Origin of the sequence: Leptolyngbya sp. KIOST-1, from assembly GCF_000763385.1 — a bacterium.
Taxonomy (GTDB): domain Bacteria; phylum Cyanobacteriota; class Cyanobacteriia; order Phormidesmidales; family Phormidesmidaceae; genus Nodosilinea.
The window spans coordinates 115,410-131,399 of record NZ_JQFA01000004.1 but is presented as its reverse complement, the minus strand read 5'-3'; the positions used below and the strand labels follow the sequence as shown (position 1 = coordinate 131,399).

At 58.9% G+C, this 15,990-nt stretch carries 17 protein-coding genes; 5 read left to right on the top strand and 12 right to left on the bottom strand.

Annotated elements, in window-relative coordinates; all coding sequences use genetic code 11:
• Nucleotides 1-225: 225 nt before the first annotated feature.
• Nucleotides 226-822, top strand: coding sequence for a phycobiliprotein lyase (locus NF78_RS17690; protein ID WP_035990433.1), 597 nt, complete (start codon nt 226-228; stop codon nt 820-822).
• Nucleotides 823-1,371: 549 nt separating this feature from the next.
• Nucleotides 1,372-2,115, top strand: coding sequence for a phycobilisome rod-core linker polypeptide (locus tag NF78_RS17685; RefSeq protein WP_035990431.1), 744 nt, complete (start codon nt 1,372-1,374; stop codon nt 2,113-2,115).
• Nucleotides 2,116-2,228: 113 nt separating this feature from the next.
• Here the strand turns inward: NF78_RS17685 and NF78_RS17680 are convergent, their stop codons facing one another.
• The 4 genes from NF78_RS17680 to NF78_RS29695 form a co-directional block, all read right to left on the bottom strand.
• Nucleotides 2,229-3,413, bottom strand: coding sequence for a class I SAM-dependent methyltransferase (locus NF78_RS17680; RefSeq protein ID WP_035993165.1), 1,185 nt, complete (start codon nt 3,411-3,413; stop codon nt 2,229-2,231).
• Nucleotides 3,414-3,511: 98 nt separating this feature from the next.
• Nucleotides 3,512-5,584 carry a thioredoxin domain-containing protein gene (locus tag NF78_RS17675; RefSeq protein WP_035990429.1) on the bottom strand — a complete coding sequence of 691 codons (2,073 nt, stop codon included), beginning with the start codon at nt 5,582-5,584 and terminating at the stop codon, nt 3,512-3,514.
• A gap of 139 nt (nt 5,585-5,723) precedes the next feature.
• The gene (locus NF78_RS17670; RefSeq protein ID WP_263970645.1) at nt 5,724-5,927 is read right to left on the bottom strand and encodes a type II toxin-antitoxin system HicB family antitoxin; all 204 of its coding nucleotides are present in this window, start codon (nt 5,925-5,927) and stop codon (nt 5,724-5,726) included.
• Nucleotides 5,928-5,941: 14 nt separating this feature from the next.
• Nucleotides 5,942-6,163 carry a type II toxin-antitoxin system HicA family toxin gene (locus tag NF78_RS29695; protein WP_072016171.1) on the bottom strand — a complete coding sequence of 74 codons (222 nt, stop codon included), beginning with the start codon at nt 6,161-6,163 and terminating at the stop codon, nt 5,942-5,944.
• 116 nt (nt 6,164-6,279) lie between these two features.
• On the opposite strand from NF78_RS29695, the gene nfi reads away from it, so the two are divergent.
• Nucleotides 6,280-6,990 carry a deoxyribonuclease V gene (gene nfi, locus NF78_RS17665; protein ID WP_035990427.1) on the top strand — a complete coding sequence of 237 codons (711 nt, stop codon included), beginning with the start codon at nt 6,280-6,282 and terminating at the stop codon, nt 6,988-6,990.
• Here nfi and NF78_RS17660 read toward each other — a convergent pair.
• The 4 genes from NF78_RS17660 to NF78_RS17645 form a co-directional block, all read right to left on the bottom strand.
• A complete protein-coding gene (locus NF78_RS17660) occupies nt 6,987-7,412 on the bottom strand; it encodes a type II toxin-antitoxin system VapC family toxin (RefSeq protein WP_263970644.1) in 426 nt (141 codons plus the stop codon). The two genes, nfi and NF78_RS17660, sit on opposite strands and share 4 nt — an antisense overlap.
• A 12-nt stretch (nt 7,413-7,424) precedes the next feature.
• Complete coding sequence (locus NF78_RS17655) at nt 7,425-7,682, bottom strand: type II toxin-antitoxin system VapB family antitoxin (protein ID WP_052050700.1); 258 nt, start codon at nt 7,680-7,682, stop codon at nt 7,425-7,427.
• A 78-nt stretch (nt 7,683-7,760) separates the two neighbouring features.
• On the bottom strand, nt 7,761-8,690 hold the full coding sequence (locus tag NF78_RS17650) for an Npun_R2821/Npun_R2822 family protein (protein WP_035990423.1): 930 nt from the start codon (nt 8,688-8,690) through the stop codon (nt 7,761-7,763).
• Between the two features lie 9 nt (nt 8,691-8,699).
• On the bottom strand, nt 8,700-9,689 hold the full coding sequence (locus tag NF78_RS17645) for an Npun_R2821/Npun_R2822 family protein (RefSeq protein WP_035990420.1): 990 nt from the start codon (nt 9,687-9,689) through the stop codon (nt 8,700-8,702).
• A 137-nt stretch (nt 9,690-9,826) separates the two neighbouring features.
• Here NF78_RS17645 and NF78_RS17640 point away from each other — a divergent pair, with 137 nt between their 5' ends.
• Both NF78_RS17640 and NF78_RS17635 read left to right on the top strand, forming a co-directional pair.
• Nucleotides 9,827-10,243: a XisH family protein gene (locus NF78_RS17640; RefSeq protein WP_035990417.1), complete on the top strand. Its 417-nt coding sequence runs from the start codon at nt 9,827-9,829 to the stop codon at nt 10,241-10,243.
• Nucleotides 10,231-10,566, top strand: a complete 336-nt coding sequence (locus tag NF78_RS17635) for a XisI protein (RefSeq protein ID WP_035990414.1) — start codon at nt 10,231-10,233, stop codon at nt 10,564-10,566. The genes NF78_RS17640 and NF78_RS17635 overlap by 13 nt, the downstream gene beginning before the upstream one ends.
• Here NF78_RS17635 and NF78_RS17630 read toward each other — a convergent pair.
• From NF78_RS17630 to NF78_RS17615, 4 genes are all read right to left on the bottom strand, one after another.
• A complete protein-coding gene (locus NF78_RS17630) occupies nt 10,563-11,549 on the bottom strand; it encodes a glycosyltransferase family 10 domain-containing protein (RefSeq protein ID WP_035990412.1) in 987 nt (328 codons plus the stop codon). The two genes, NF78_RS17635 and NF78_RS17630, sit on opposite strands and share 4 nt — an antisense overlap.
• A 141-nt stretch (nt 11,550-11,690) precedes the next feature.
• Nucleotides 11,691-12,890, bottom strand: a complete 1,200-nt coding sequence (locus NF78_RS17625; RefSeq protein WP_035990410.1) for a glycosyltransferase — start codon at nt 12,888-12,890, stop codon at nt 11,691-11,693.
• Nucleotides 12,887-14,695 (bottom strand): ABC transporter ATP-binding protein, encoded by a 1,809-nt coding sequence (locus NF78_RS17620; protein WP_035990408.1) that lies wholly within the window; start codon nt 14,693-14,695, stop codon nt 12,887-12,889. The genes NF78_RS17625 and NF78_RS17620 overlap by 4 nt, the downstream gene beginning before the upstream one ends.
• A gap of 6 nt (nt 14,696-14,701) precedes the next feature.
• On the bottom strand, nt 14,702-15,751 hold the full coding sequence (locus NF78_RS17615) for a glycosyltransferase (protein WP_225885362.1): 1,050 nt from the start codon (nt 15,749-15,751) through the stop codon (nt 14,702-14,704).
• Between the last annotated feature and the right edge of the window lie 239 nt (nt 15,752-15,990).

Below are 15,990 nucleotides of genomic sequence, written 5' to 3'. Positions count from 1 at the left end.
GAGGCAAGGTTGGGATGCGATCGCCTGGGAGCAGGTTTATCGGGGGCTGAACCCCTCTTCGCAGGGGCGATCGCGCTAGTTTTGCGCCGCCGCCCGTCAAGATCGACGGCGTTGCCCCTGGCTCAGCGGTATGATCTACTCAGGTCAACTCAGCAACCCCATTGCGGGGCAGAGTTGACGCATTTCTGAGAGCGCTAGTCAGTATACGTAATAGAAACCTGCCCCATGGCTGTAATGGATGTAATGGACTTTTTCCGCATGAGTGCGGGCCAGTGGAACTCCCAGCGCACGACCCATCACCTGCCCTTTCGACGGGCCGAGCTAGGAGGCTCTAAGATTTCAGTAGAAGCCCTCGACCAGGGACACCCCAGCGTGGTCGAAATTTGCCAGTTGCACGATGTCGATCCGGCCCTGGCGGTCGGGGGGGCCTACGTCACCTGGGCCGGAGCGATGGCCTGGGACAAGGACGATGAGAACCATACGGGCAGCACGGTCTTTGCCCTGGTGCCCGATGCGGAAGACCCCAGCCGAGGGCAGCTGCTGCGCGAGCGCGGCTACGCTGAAATTGTGCCTGTGATTGGTCGCTACGAAATTGATGGGGATGGTGGTCTGCTGCTGATCACGGAATACGAAACCATGAGCTCGGTCGAGCGGTTTTGGTTTGCCAATCCCAACCTGCGGCTGCGCACCAGCGTGGTGAAGCGGTTTGGCGGCTTTAGCACGGCCTCCTTTTGTGCCGAGTCGCGCCTGGCTGAGTCTGCCGCTGGAGCCGAGGAAGTCCAGGCATCGTCCCAGGCCCCTGTCTCAGCCTTTGGCTGGTGAGCCGTGGGCTACCGCCCGGGTCTGACTTAAACATAGCTGTAGCTGGTCCGGTTGAAACCTTCTCCTGGTGAACGTTCAAACGTTTGAACATTCGGGAGGTGTGGGTGTCCTCGCCAGCGTGACTACGGCTCTACATCGGCGGCAAACTAACTGTGCCTCAGCGAGGTCTGACTGCAGCCAGAAAAGGCTTTGCCGGAGCGCAGGTGGTTGAAGGGAATTAGGCCTCCCGGACGGCTGGGGCAGACTATGGGCCGTCTGGGTTCCGAAGATGCTCCAGGCCTAGTTTTTATTTTTTCCGACCAAAAATGGAACCGCTGAAACATTCTTGAAGAAACATAACTGTTTGTTTCTCTCTCTGTCGAAAGACAAATCTTTGATCCCCGTTTCTCCTAGGCTAAGTCCTAGCTGTTTTTGAGCCAATCGCACGGGTTGCGGTTTAGGCTCAAGCGTTGTTCAGGGTTCGTGGGTAATGGCTGAAACCTTGGCCGTCAAACTTCTGCGGGTCTTCAGCAACAGCAGTCTTGTTTAGCCAATGGAGGACAACTGGTTGTGACTTTGCCGCTATTAGCCTATGCTCCCAGTAGCCAAAACCAGCGCGTGGTGGGCTATGAAGTGCCGGGAGATGAACAGTCTAAAATTTTTACACTGGAGCAAAACCACGATAGGAGCGATGTTGACGCCATTGTAACGGCAGCCTATCGACAGATTTTTCATGAGCAGCAAATGCTGAAGAGCAACCGCCAAACGCTGCTGGAATCGCAGTTGCGGGGTGGTTTGATTTCGGTCAAAGATTTTGTGCGGGGGTTGGTCGTTTCCGATGCCTTTCGCACCTGGAACTACGAAGTCAATAACAACTATCGCTTTGCAGAACTGTGTGTGCAGCGCCTGCTCGGTCGCCAGGTCTATGACGACAAGGAAACCTTGGCCTGGTCAATTGTGCTGGCGACCAAGGGCGTTGAGGGATTGGTCGATGCCCTGATGGGCAGCGAAGAATATATGACTAACTTTGGCGATCGCACGGTCCCGTACCAGCGGCGGCGAGTGCTGCCCCAGCGATCGCAGGGCGACCTGCCCTTTGAGCGCATGCCCCGCTACACCCGCGACCACCTGACCACCCTGGAGGCCCTGGGCTACGACTTTTCGAGCGATCGCCGCATTGAGCAGGGCGCTTGGATGGAAACGCCCGACGGCGTGCGCAAAGCGGCTGGGGCCGTGACGGCAGGTTTGGCCATCTTCTTCAGCCTGATAGCGGTGGCGGTGGTGCTGTCCTGGTTCGGCTGGATCTCTATCTGATGTCATGGGCGGAACTACCGCCCCATATTGACTGCCACAGAGTTTACCTGCGCCTGTGACGTCGCCCTCCGATCTTGTCGGGGGGCTTTTTTTGCGCCACTGTTTGGCCTGGGCTAGATCAATGGTGGAACGGTAAGTCCTTTTAGGGTTTTGGCCCGATCCGCCAGCCCCTTACCCTGCACCAGCACCACAAAATTGCCCAGCCCCATGGGGTTGATCAGCTGGTGCAGGCGATCGCGCCGCTGAATGGCGAGGTTGACGGTGGCGGGGTCGCTGGCCTGGATCTGGCCCAGGGCTGTGAGGCGATCGCCCAGCCCCAGCGCCATCAGAAACATCCCCTGCTGTGTTGCCCCCAGGGTTTCTAAACCACAGCGCTCCCCCTGACGCTCTAGCGCCGTGAAGTTGACGTGGGCGGTAATGTCCTGGTAGCCCAGATGGCTGTAAGGGTCGTTGTGGTGGGCGTGCTGGTAGTAGCACTGGAGCGTGCCCTGGGCGCGAGCGCGGCTGTAGTAGCGGCTGGCAGGGTATCCGTAATCAATAGTGAGTACGTAGCCTCGATGCAGCTTGGCGGCGACGGTTTTCATCCAGCCCAGCGCGGCCAGGTGAACCTCGGTGCGGTAGCCGGGGGCGTACTGCGCGTCAGCCAGATCGATACCCACAAACGTAAAATAATCGGCCAGGCGTGGGGTGGAGGGGGCATCCACAACTTCTCGCACGGGTGAATCTGGGCCATCGGTCAGAGTGACATAGACCTCTTGCAGCCCTGATTCTGTAATCACGACCTGATGTACGGGTAGGGCATCGACCAGTTCATTCGAAAACAGGCAGCCGGTGATGCTGTCATCGGCGATGTCTTCTAAAGTTAGCCAGCTGACTTTGCCAGCCCACGGTGAAAGACGTCGCTCCTGGGCCACTCGCAATTGGTCAGATTTTTCGACAATTTGAAAATCTAGGGCGGCAAAGCAGCCGGGAAAGTGGTTTTGCAAAGTACTCAGCACATCGGCGGCGATCAACCCCTGACCAGCGCCCATTTCTACTAGAGCGAAGGGATTGGGACGTTCCAAATGCGCCCACATTTCGGCAAATTGAGTAGCTATCAGCTCACCAAAGTCGTGGCCCAGGTGGGCGGAGGTGACAAAATCTCCTTCAAACCCCAGGATGGCGTCTTTGGTGGTGTAGTAGCCGCCCTGGGGGTGGTACAGCGCCAGCTCCATAAACTCGGCAAAGGGAATGCGGCCCTGGGGCGACTGGTGGATGCGATCGCGCAGAACCTCGTACAGCACTGGATTGTGGGGCATGGGGGGAGGGGGAAAGGGGAATATTTTGGATTTTAGATTTTGGGTTTTGGAGGGGTTGACTGCCATTCAATCTAAAATCGCCAATCTAAAATCCAAAATTAGCTCAGCTGCTCCCTTAGTTTATCGACAGACTCGGCCACGGACAGACATTTAGTGCCTCGACACACCATTCCCACTGCTCTGGGCGGCAGGTCGTGGGCGACAGAAAAAACCGTGGTCGGCCAGTACTCAGCGGCTAGTTCGTGGATGGTAGCCGCCGTGGCCTTGACCACCGTGCCGTTGAGGAACCAGTTGAGGCCGTCGAACAGGCTGGGGCAGGCGCGGGGAATTTGCTGTATCACTGAGCCAAAGGCCTGTAGAGTATGCTCGGCGCGGTCGAGGTAGGCCAGGTCGTCGGTCAGCAGAGACAGGCGAACCAGGTTGGCGACAGCTACCCCATTGGCTGCTGGTGTGGCGCTGTCCTGATGGGGGCGCTCCTGGATTAGTAAATCCGCATCAGCGGTGGTGCTGAGGTAGCCGCCCTGATCGTCGCTCCACAGGCGATGGTCGAATTCTTGCTGGTTTGAGATGGCGAGCGATAGCCAGTCGACTTTGGGTAAACTGGCGATCGCGTCTGGGGCTTGGGCTGTCGGGTCGTGGGCGATCGCCAGCTCAGCCTGGTGCAGGTCTAAAAATGCCTTGATCAGCAGGGCATAGTCTTCGGCCTGGGCCGCCACCTGGGGCACGCCATCGTACCCCAGACGGTGCAGGTGGCTGCCCACCCATTGATGCTGGCGAATGTAGTCGGCGGCGATCGCGGCGGTCGTCAAATACTCAGGCTTTTGCAACACCACCGCCGCCCGAGCCAGACCAGAAATCATCAGGCTATTCCAGGCCACAATCAGCTTGGTATCAGTGACGGGAGGAATGCGACCAGGCCAGGGCTCAGTTTTGGCCGCCTGGTTGGTAGAAGCCGGAGGGAACGTCTCCAGGGCTGCGGCTGGACTGCCGTAGCGCAGGGTGAACAGCTTATCCAACGCCGACTCTACGGCGAGGGAGAGGCTGTCCGAGTGCGAACGCTGGAGCACAATCTTTCCTTCAAAGTTGCCCTCCGGCGCTAGAGCAAAAGCCTCTGCCAGGGCTTGCAGCTGCTCTTCCGTCAGGGTCGACTCTAAAACCGGGTAGGGCCAGGCGTAAAATGCGCCTTCCTCAGGCTCGGCGTCGTGGCGAGTGACAAAGCTATCGGCATCCTGGGCGGCATAGAAGTAGCCATCAGGAGCGGTCATCTCGCGCTTTAGCCAGGTGTGGGTGCGTGCGATCGCGCGCTCAAAGGCAGGTTCCCGCTGCCCGCTAGCCCACAGATTGGCCAGGTACTCCACAATCATGCCGTTGTCGTAGAGCATTTTTTCAAAGTGGGGCACCGTCCAGGTGGGATCAACGGTATAGCGGTGAAAGCCGCCGCCTACGTGGTCAAAAATGCCGCCCAGGGCCATATCCCGGCCCCGTTTGCCGCAGATGTGGGCGATATCTAGCTCCAGGTCGAGCCGTAGCCCGCCCAGCACCGCTGCAGCGTAGGGAATCATGGGGAAACAGGTGCCCTGCCCGCTCGGGATGAGGATCTTGGCGTTCGTGCCCAGCCCGGCATAGAGCAAATCTATAGATGGAATGGTTTCAGTTTCAGGCAGTTGCGCCCCCTGATGCAGGTTACTCACCACCGCCTCGGTAATCTCGGCCAGCCGAGATTTCTCGGTGTCATAGAACTGACGCAGGGCGGTGAGCACCTGCAAAAAGCCCGGTCGCCCATACTTTGGCTCCATGGGAAAGTAGGTGCCGCCGTAAAAAGGCACCCGCGTTTCAGGATGTAGCACCACGTTCAGCGGCCACCCTCCCTGGCCGGTCAGCATTTGCAGCGCCTGCATGTAGATGCTGTCGAGGTCGGGCCGCTCTTCGCGATCGACCTTAATCGGGATAAAGTTGGCGTTCATGTAGGCAGCGATCGCCCCATCCGAAAACGCCTCCCCCTCCATCACCGTGCACCAGTGACAGCTCGAATACCCAATCGAGAGAAAAATTGGCTTGTCATCAGCCTTGGCCCGCTCCAGCGCCTCGTCGCACCAGGGCCACCAGTCGATCGGGTTTTCGGCATGTTTGCGCAGGTACAAACTGGGCGAATCTGCCAGACGATTAGTCATAAAAGTTAGGCAGTAAAGGGCATGATCACCCTACCATGGCAGAAGTTTGAAGGTTACAATCCAGAGTCTGATATTTGAATGAGAAAACCACTGAAGGGGCAAGTGAAGCGTGGTTAGTCAATAGCTTGTTTCTATTTAGTTAGGCAACCTGTAATGTATCTGGCTCAGGAATAGATTCTCCTTCTTCGCCCCAAGCCTCTAAGTACATATTAATGACCTCTTCACCGTTTAGAATGGCTTCCTCCCGAGATTTTCCGTGGGTACAGGGCATTACCACTCGCTCGGCAAATTCAGGAACAGTCACTAAAAAAAGCTGATCGACCTCCGACCATTGAATAACCATAGTGTATCGACTCATCATTCGTTGCCCTCTTGCACTGATTTTAATTCAGCTAATAGCTGTGATACTTGCTTCTCTAAATAGCGCGGAACATCGTCACCGTCTTTGCCTGAGATAGTAAGAGTTTTGGGCAGCAGAGGATGTTTCCAACGTTCGTGACTGCCCTTACCTCGCTTAGGTAAGTAAATGAACCCTGCTTGGCTAATCTGAGCTTTCAGTTCACGGATTTTTCTAGGCATGATTATGGTTCTTAGCGTAGCTCTCTTGCACAGGATTGCCTAGCTCTAAGCCCACGGAAATGGCTAACTCTTTTACCCCGTCAACTACTCTAGTCTGCCTCGCTACCATAGTCACTATGCAGATTCAGTTTCCAAAACATTGGCCGACCACGCCCGCTGAGGCGATCGCCCTACAGCAAACCCTCGCTCCCCAGGTTATCCATGAGGATCGCCTGCCCGACCCGATTCGCTTTGTTGCCGGGGTCGACGCCGGGTTTGAGGATGAGGGCGAAACTACCCGCGCCGCCGTAGTGGTGCTATCGTTCCCCGATCTGACTCCGGTGGATGAGGTACTGGTGCGGCAGCCTACCACATTTCCCTACGTGCCGGGGCTGTTGTCGTTTCGGGAGGTGCCTGCGGTGCTGGACGCATTGGCACAACTCAAAACCGAGCCGGATGTGCTGCTCTGCGATGGTCAGGGGATCGCGCATCCTCGGCGATTGGGGATTGCGTCGCATTTGGGGCTGTTGTGCGATCGCCCCACGGTGGGCGTGGCCAAGTCGCGCCTGGTGGGTACTCACGCCGAGGTGCCGACCGACAAAGGCGCCTGGGTGCCACTGATGGATCGCGGGGAGCAGATTGGAGCCGTCCTTCGCAACCGGGCTAACACCAAACCGCTATACATTTCTCCAGGCCACTACACCACGCTTGAAACCGCGATCGATCTGGTATTGCAATGCACGACCAAATATCGTCTGCCTGAGACTACCCGCTACGCCGATCGCCTGGCGTCTTCTGGTACAGCGCGATCGGCCTTGGGAGAAACGCGGCAGGGTCGACTGTTTTAGGTTGAATGGGACAACGCAACACGTAGATGGCGAGGGTTAGGCCTGAGCAAGATCAGTTTGAGAGAAATCGTCACCCTTAAACAGCAGAGGTTCATTTCTAGATTTAGCCAAGGCATAGGCAAAGCAATCACCATAGTTGAGGCCCGCTGGATGCCGCCCTTTCCGTAGCTCCGCCAGGCTGTTGCAGCCAAATCAGCTTGCAGGCGATCGAAGGCCACTACGGTTAGTTCTGCTTCATAGACGAACAGTTCTAGCTCAGCACGGCCCAAAGCCTGCTTGCGAGATTCAATCACAAGGCTGCATTCCACCAAATTGGCGGCTGAAATGAGACGAGTTGTGGCAGCAGCAATCTTTTCGTTAAAGGTTTCTCGCTCAGATTCGGCAAAGAGAATGGCCAAGATCGCTGAAGTATCAATCACCATTAGCTGGCACCATTAGCTGGGTAGCCCGTGCTTGTCGTAACCCAAAATCTCGCCTGCGCTGCGGTTGTCATAATCCGGTAGGGCCGCACAGCGCAGGGCAATTTCATTCAGGCGGTCGGCTAAAGGGCGCGGCTGCGGAGCGGTTTTGCTGGTTTTAAGTTTAGCCAAAGCCTGCTGAAGCGCCATTTTGACGGCATCGTTTAGACTTTGGCCGGTCAGTTCTGCCAACTCCTGGGCCATACGGTCAGCTTGGGGATCTTGAATGTTCATGGTCACTGAAAGCCCCCAAGAATCGATAGCGCCATTTTACTCTTCTAAATAGGGCATCTATCCATAGGGTTCAGATAGCTACCGCCCCAAACGGCTGAGTAGCGTTCCTGCCTTGCGGCTGAGGATTTTGATTGGAGATGGAGCCACGGTTGGGACTTCCACTGGGCGGCTGTCGGGGTCGCGCAGATAGCGGTAGTGAGCCCAAATATCCCAGTAGGGGCAGCCGGGCTGAATGCGGTAGCCCGCCCAGTGCAGGTAGTCGAGGGGTTTGTTCACGTTGGGGTCTACCAGCGTCATGCCCGCTTGCACAAAGTGGGGGCTGCCCGCCCAGTTGCCGGGGCCGCCCCCGGGCTGGCGCACCAGGTTAAAGCGCCGCGCCACCCGCTTGAGAATCAAATAGTTGATGATCGGCTGGTCGGAGGTTTTTTCTGAAAAGTCGAAGTAGTCGGGATGGGCGGCGCATTCGGCAAAGGTGTCGTAGAGGTCTTGCTCGCTGACCAACCCTTTTTTGGACCCCCAAAAGCCGCAGTTGAACATATCCTCTAGCTCGGTGGCGGTGAAAACGCCCTGCTCGAGGACAGCGGGGGCGAACACGTTGCGAATGCCGCCCCGGTGCTGGTAGTCGTAGCTGATGAAGTCGTAGCTGTCCAAATAATCTAGTACTTTGGCGATCGCGCTAAATACCACCACATCGGTATCGATGTAGAGAAAGCGATCGAAGGGGCCAAACCAGCAGGCCTGCTTGCGAAACTGGTTGGGCCGGGCAAAGAACCCCTCGCCAAAGATGGCGTGCAAATTTTCTGACAAGCGCTGAATAAATTCCAGATCGGGGTAGACCTCCACGCCGTAGTCGCGGCCCAGCACTTCAGCCACCTGCTGGTAGTCGTCGTTGTAGGGAATCAGCATGACGGGGATGCTGGGGTCGTAGGCGCGAATGCTGTTCAGGCAGGCGATCGCGTGGTCGAGCACCTTGTCATTGGCTGTGATGTATATGCCGCGCGAGGTCATAGCAATCCTCTAGGGGAGCAGTTGGGCCAGGGGTTTGAGGTACCGTCGCCAGCCCTGGGGCTTGGCTGTCACTAGTTTGCCCAGCAGGGCGGGGCGAGTCTCAGGGGCCTGTAGATAGCGGTAGTGCAAAAACACGTCGCGGTAGGGCAAGTCAACGTTCTCGCCGTTGCAAAGGCGGGCGAAGAGTTTGGACGACAGGCCAATGTAGTGCAGGTACAGCAGCGGCACGCCCTTGTCGTAGACCCGGTGATTTTCAACGGTGAAGTGGCTGGAGGTGACGGAGTTGCCGGTGCGTTGGTCGGCTGGCAAAGTTAGCGCCAGGTTGCAGGAGTTCACCCCGCACCGCATCACCAGGTAGTTGAGAATGGTCTGGTCGGGGGCCATAGGATACAGTACCGCCGCTTCCCCAGATATCAGCCAGGTGAAAACCTCTTGGCCCTGGTCAGGATCAAACAAACCTCGGTGGCTGGCGTAGAACCCTGAGCAAAATGCCTGCCGCTGCAGCTGTTCCGCCGGAAACAGCTTTTCCATCCAGCCAGAGTTTACGTCGTACACATGGCTGAGGTCTTTGTGCTGAAAGTCGTAGGTGACCCAGTCATACTCATTCAGCGCGTTGAACACCGGGGATGGATCGCCCAGCAGCAGCGTATCGGCATCCATATACATAAAGCGATCGAAGGGGCCGTCGAAGGCGCAGAAGCGGCGGTGGGTGCCCATGCGGTGAATGCCCTCACTGCCGATCGCATCCCACTGCTGCCGAGCGGTGGGGTGGGTGGCCCAAATTTGCTCGACCCAGGCATCCCACCGCTGGATTGAGGCGCTGTCGTCGTAGAGCGTCACCTGGGGCCGATCTTGCACCAGTTCACGCAACTGCTCCACCCGCTCGTCGTAGGGGTAAATGCACACCGGCATCCCTGGGGCGAAGACCTCGATGCTGTTGATCAGAGCAACGATTTGGTCGTAGACGCGATCGTTGCCGAGAGTACAAATGCCGTCCATAGCGCTGTCTGACTGCCTATCGCTGGTTGCTACCAAGTCCTACAGAGAAGTTGCCCATTCCCCAGGCCGAAATGTCTGTAGGGCTGACAGATTCTAAAATAGGGCTGGAGCTGCGATTCTCTGGATACGGTTTGCCCATGGCTGCCAAAGACCTGTTTCACGATGCCGTCAAACGCGCCCTTGAAAAAGACGGTTGGACAATTACCGACGATCCACTGTTTCTCCGCTTTGGTGGGCTGGAGATGTACATCGACTTGGGGGCCGAGCGCATTTTTGCTGCCGAACGCAACAACGAAAAAATTGCCGTTGAGGTCAAAAGCTTTGTGGCTCCCTCCACTGCTACCGAGTTCAGCACCGCCCTGGGCCAATTTCTCAAATATCAGCTTGCCCTAGAGGCAGTCGAAGCCGACCGACGGCTTTATCTGGCGGTTCCAATGGATACCTACCGCGATTTCTTCACGCTGGAGCTGCCCCGATTGCTGGTTGAGCGCTACCGCGTGCATCTAATTGTCTACGATCCAGAAGAGGAGGTGATTACCCAATGGCAGATGTAAACCACTACCGCCAGCTTGTTCAAGAGCTGTTGCAGGAATACAGCAATATCAGAGCCAACAATGAAGCAGTTGACGCTGAGGCGATATTCGATCTTCAGCGCGATCGCTATCAGGTTGTCCACGTGGGCTGGTCAAACAAGCGGCGGGTCTACGGCTGCGTGCTGCACCTCGACATCATCGACGGCAAAATCTGGATCCAGCACGACGGCACCGAGGGCGGCATCGCCAACGAGTTGGTCGATCGCGGCGTGCCGAAGCAGGACATTGTGCTGGGGTTTCACTCGCCCTTTAAGCGTCAGTTCACCGAGTTTGCCGTGGGCTAGGGCTGCGCTTGCCCCACCCACTCCGAAAGCCAGTTCATCAGGTTGAGCTTGTGGAGGATTACCTGGCGGGCTTCGGCGATCGCATCCTTTGCCTCCAGCCACGCATCGGGGCTAGCCGTCACCTCACGGATGTACTCAATCCCCTTATCGTCCAGACTGGGCAGGCGCAAAAAGCTGCCGGGGGGCAAGAGCTGATCCGCTGCGCCGCCGCCGTAGTAGATGGGCAGACACCAGGCCAGCAGCGCATCCCACAGCTTTTCGCTGGCGTACCAGTCGTTGTAGGCATAGTTCTCGATCGCCAGGTTGTAGGTGTAGGGGGCCATGCCCGACCACTTGTTGCTGAGTTCGCCGGCGGTGCGGGTACCGGGGGGTAGATTGCGGCCATAGACTTCGACGGGCACGCCGCTCTCCTGGAGCTGCTGCAAAAACGCCAACCGCTGGCGGTGGCTCTCGGTGCGGTTGATGCCGGAGGTGATCCAGCTGCAGGGGCTGTGCTTATCGGGGGGTGGAGCTTCGTTAAGCTCTCGAAACGAGACATTCACGTACCAGATGGCAGGCATGTAGGCGGGCACCGGGGCCGAGTCGTCGGGGCCGGAGACGTAGCCGCAGTGGTCTTGGGCGTAGGCGTAGTTGAGCAGGTTTTGGGCACGTACCTCGGGCAGGGGCGGCTCGCGCAGCAAAAAGGCAATGCGCTCCTTGGGTACCTGGACGAACTGAAGCGGTAGCTGGTCCAGGGCATTCACTGCTTGAGGCCTAGGGAAAGACAGCACATCGCGCAGCTGCTGGGCTTTGGAGCGGGGCGGTGGCGCCAGCTGCTCGTGAAAGTTGAACTGGTACAGCAGCAGGTAGTCAGGGCTGGGGTCTGGCCCATGTAGCTGCATGTTGCCCCACAGGCCAAAGGGCTGCGGGCTTTGCTTCCACAGCCAGTCGCACTGGGCGAGGCCACTGTAGCTGGAGATCATACCGACAACGGGGAGAGGCATAGGGGTGGATGGGTAGGGGGTGGATGGGTAGGGGGTGGATGGGTAGGGGGTGGATGGGTGGATGGGTAGGGGCAGACTTGTGGGTTTGTCCTGGGTTTTGGATTGGCGATTTTGGATTGTGGTGGGGAGAGATGGGGTGGGCTAGGTCGGCGAGGGGGTGGCGGGAGGGCGTGGAAACGTGGGGAAGGTAGGGGTGGGTGGGAGATGGGCGGCGACGGCGGTGGCGATTTCCTGGGTGAAGCGATCGGTGGAAAAGAGGGACTTTTGCTGGAGGAGGGCGGCCAGTAGCTCGGCCTGGCGGTGGGGGTTTTCCAGGACCGCGACAATTTTCTCTACCGAGTCCTGGGCGTTGTGGAAAATCAGGTCGGTGTTGGCGGCGTTGACGATTTCGATCTGGCCACCCCGGTTATAGACAAAGGGAATCATGCCCGCATTCACCATTTCGGCCACCGAAATGCCGAAGGGCTCGGGCTTGTGGTGAATGCCGTAGCGGCAGCGGGCCAGAACTTTGAGGTAGTCGGCGTAGGGCAGATTCTGGTGGAAGGTGACCCAGTCGGCGTTGGCCGCCGCCAGCTTCCGCACCCGGCGCTCGTAGCCCCAGCCGTAGGTACCGCCACCGCCGCCGGTGATGTGCAGCTTGACGTCAAAGCCCCGCTGGCGCACCTGCGCCAAAATTTCGATCACGCGGTGGGTTTGCTTGGCCACCACCACGCGGCCACTGCACAGAAAGGCGATTTCTTTTTCAGCCCAGGGCACGGGGGCGATCGCCGTGGTTACGGGCGGATAGACCACCTGGGCCTCAATGCCGTAGGTTTGCTTCACCACCTCAGCGGTGCAGAAGGAGTTGGTAAGGGAGATATTGGCTTTGAGGTTGGCCTCAGAAAACTGCGACAGCCCCAGCATTAGCTTCATGATCAGGCCGGCCTTGGCCCAGGGCTGCTCCACCACGTTTACCCAGTGGATGTATTGCAGACCCCGCTGGCCCAGATCGACGGCGTTGTAGGTGGAGATGGCCAGGTCGTACTGGGCGCTGATCGCCTTGAAGCGGCGAATTGACCAGTGGATAAACGCCAGCCTGAGCCAGGGCAGGTTAGCGATCAGACTGTGGACCAGGGGGGTAAGGCCGGGGCTGAGCAGAGGCTTCACCCGGAGGCGATCGCGGTTCAGGCTGGTCCCATACATGGCGTTGAGGTGGTTCAGATCCACGCCGGTCAGGGTCCATAGGGTGACGTCGTAGTCGGCCACCAGGGCGGTTAGCACCCACAGGGCCACGGCTTCGGCGCCGCCGCCGAGGAAATAGGGCTGCCAGACGGCAATGGTTTTGCGATTGGCTGGGGTCATGGGGTCACCGCGGGTTGGTCGGCAAACTGCATCGCGTGGAGGTTGGCGTAGTGCTGTCCCCGGGCTAGCAGGGTGTGGTGGTTGCCCACCTCCACCACGCGCCCGTGGTCGAGCACCGCAATCTGGTCGGCCCGGTGCACCGTTGAGAGGCGGTGGGCAATCACCAGGGTGGTGCGGTTCTGGCTGAGTTCGTCGATCGCCTGCTGCACCAGCCGTTCAGACACCGTATCGAGGGCGCTGGTGGCCTCGTCGAGAATGAGAATGTCGGGGTTTTGCACCAGGGCGCGGGCGATCGCGAGCCGCTGCCGCTGGCCACCCGAGAGCATGATGCCGCGATCGCCAATCAGCGTGTCGTACCCGTCGGGCAGCCTGAGAATAAACTCCTCGGCGTTGGCACGGCGGGCCGCTTCCATCACCTCCGCTTCGGTGGCCTCGGGGTAGCCGTAGCAGATGTTGTCTTTCACCGACGCATTGAACAGGAACGTGTCCTGACTCACCACCCCCACCCGGCGACGAAAGGCGCGGATGTCGAACTCCCTCAGGTCTACGCCGTCGATCTCGATTGCCCCCGCACTGGGGTCGTAGAAGCGGGGTAGCAGGTCGGCCAGGGTCGATTTTCCGGCTCCCGACGCCCCCACCAGGGCCAGGGTTTGCCCCCTGGGCAGCACCAGATTGATGTCCTGCAACGCCCAGCGATCGGCCTGGGGGTAGCGAAACGAGAGGTGGTTGAAGCGAATACCCTGGCTGAGCTGGCTGAAGGGCCGGTGGCCGCTGGCCATAAAGGGTTTGTCGCTGCGGTTGAGGAAGGCGTCAAGGCGCTCGGTGCTGGCCACGTTGCTGGCGAACTGGCTGCGGCTGCTGTTGAGCTGGCCGATAAAGGGCAGCAGTCGAAACAGCACCACCAGGTAAATCAAAATGATGGAGGAGAAGGTCTCCAGCTGGTTGGCAAACAGCGATCGCCCCACAATGATCAGCGCGATAAACGCCATGATGCTCAGCATTTCGTTGACCGGGCCGATGCTGGCATACACCAGCTGCGACTTAAACTCGGCCTCCTCCCGCTGATCCACCAGGCGGTTGATGATGGCGTACTCCCGGTCTTCGTTGGCGGTGGTTTTGACCAGGCGAATGCCGGAGAGCACCTCGATCAAGCGGTTGGAGAGGGCAGCGCTGGCACTCGATAGCTCCTGCCCAAACCCCTTGGCCTGGTTGATCGACACCTGGTTGGCCAGGGCCACCGTAGCCATCAGCAGGGCCGAAACCAGCGTCAGCTGCCAGGAAATCGCCATCAAAATCACCAAAAATACCAGAATCGTGACCAATAGCGTGGCGATTCTGGCCAGGGTCCTGACCGCTGTGGCCACCCGATTCACCTCGGTGTTGAGGTAGTTCATCAGGTCGCCGAGTCTGACGTTGGCGTAGTAGTCCAAATCGACATCCAGCAACAGCCGCAGCCCGTCCCGGCGCAGGTGGCAGACATAGTTGCGGCTGAGCAGGCTAGAAATGGCCGTGCCGCAGTAGTTGGCCAGGTTCTTCAGCAGCAGCGCCACCAGCAAAACCGCCATCAGCGCCAGCGATTGGTAGTCCGCGTCTATACCATCAAAAACGGAGAATAGCGAGCTGAGTAGCGGTGGAAAATTGGTATTCCCCAGCATGTCCTGGCCCAGCAGATCCAGCATCAGCGGAATGATCAGCGTGATGCCAATGCCGTTAAAGATGGCTCCCGAGAGGCCAAACAAAATCGACAGCACAAACCACAGGGGCGATTTCTTCGCAACGTCAAGGACCAGGCGATTAGCGCTCATAGGGATCTATAAAGTAACCAGCAGATTGTCTAATTGAATGGCCATGGTGGTCAGGCTGTAGTGCTCGCAGCAGCGCGCCCTGGCCCGCTGCCCCAGGGTTTGGGCCTGGGGCCAGTCAGCAAAAATAGCCTGAATCTGAGCGGCGAGGTCAGCCGGTGAGTTGGGCTCGGCCAGGTAGCCCGAATCGGCCAGGATCTGGGGAATGTCGCCCACCCGCGTCGCCAGAATGGGTTTCGCCATCGCCATACCGTCGGTGAGCTTGAGCGGGAACTGGGCCTGGGCGGCGGGGGTCTGTCGCTGGGGCACCACGACCACGTGGGCGGCGGCGATCACTCGGGGCATCTCCCCGGCGGGCCGTTTGCCCAGGTGAATGATGTGCTGGGGCCAGCGATCGCGCAGGGTGCGATCGTAGTCGTCGTAGGGGCTGCCGCCGACGATCACCAGCTTCAGGTCGGGCTGGTTGAGCCGATCCATGGCGACCAAAACATCTTCCACACCTTTGTAGGGGCGGGGTGCGCCGGGAAACATCAGCACCCGGTAGTTGCTGAGGCCGTAGGCGGCGCGGCTGGCCTCCGGATCGTAGCGATCGGGGTTAAACAGCTCGGTGTCTTTGCCGTTGGGGATTTTGACCCCGCCGAAGCGCCGCTGCAAAAAGTCGTTGTGGGTGGTGACCCGATCCGCTTTGGCCACCAGCCGTTCTATCCACTGCAAATAGAGCGGATGGTCGGGGTGGCGCAGCGCCCCTGCCGGTTTCAGTAAATCCCGCGCCAATTGTCGGAGATGGGGGCGATAGCGGTAGTCGTCGCCCCCGTGCCAGCTCAGCTCCCAGTCGTCAATGTCGAGGACGACCGGGCGGCGGTGCTGAGACACCTGGCGGTGCAGCAGAGCCAGCCCAAAGCTGCTGGGCTTGAGCTTGTAGGCGTAGATAACGTCGCCGCTGAGGTGGCGAAAGAGTTTACCCACAGCCCGCGGCCCAGGGGCGGAAGTGGGGAGGGAAATGGTGCGGATGGGAATGTCGGTTTGGGGCAGCCCTCGGGTCGCGGCAGGGTCAGGCATCCCTTGGGAATGAGGATCCGTTTCGGCATATGCCTCCGCCGAAAAGCCTACGATCTCGACTGGGTAACCCCTGCTCTGGAGCGCCTGCCCCAGCAAAAATGGGCGTACGGCACCGCCCCAGCGCCCAGCGCCTCGACTTGACAGATCGCTGACTAAAACAGAAATTTTGGGACGCTCGGTCCTACCATCGCTGGCAGGACAGCCGGCCCTGGGCCTGGGGCTAGCGGTAGGGCGTTGAT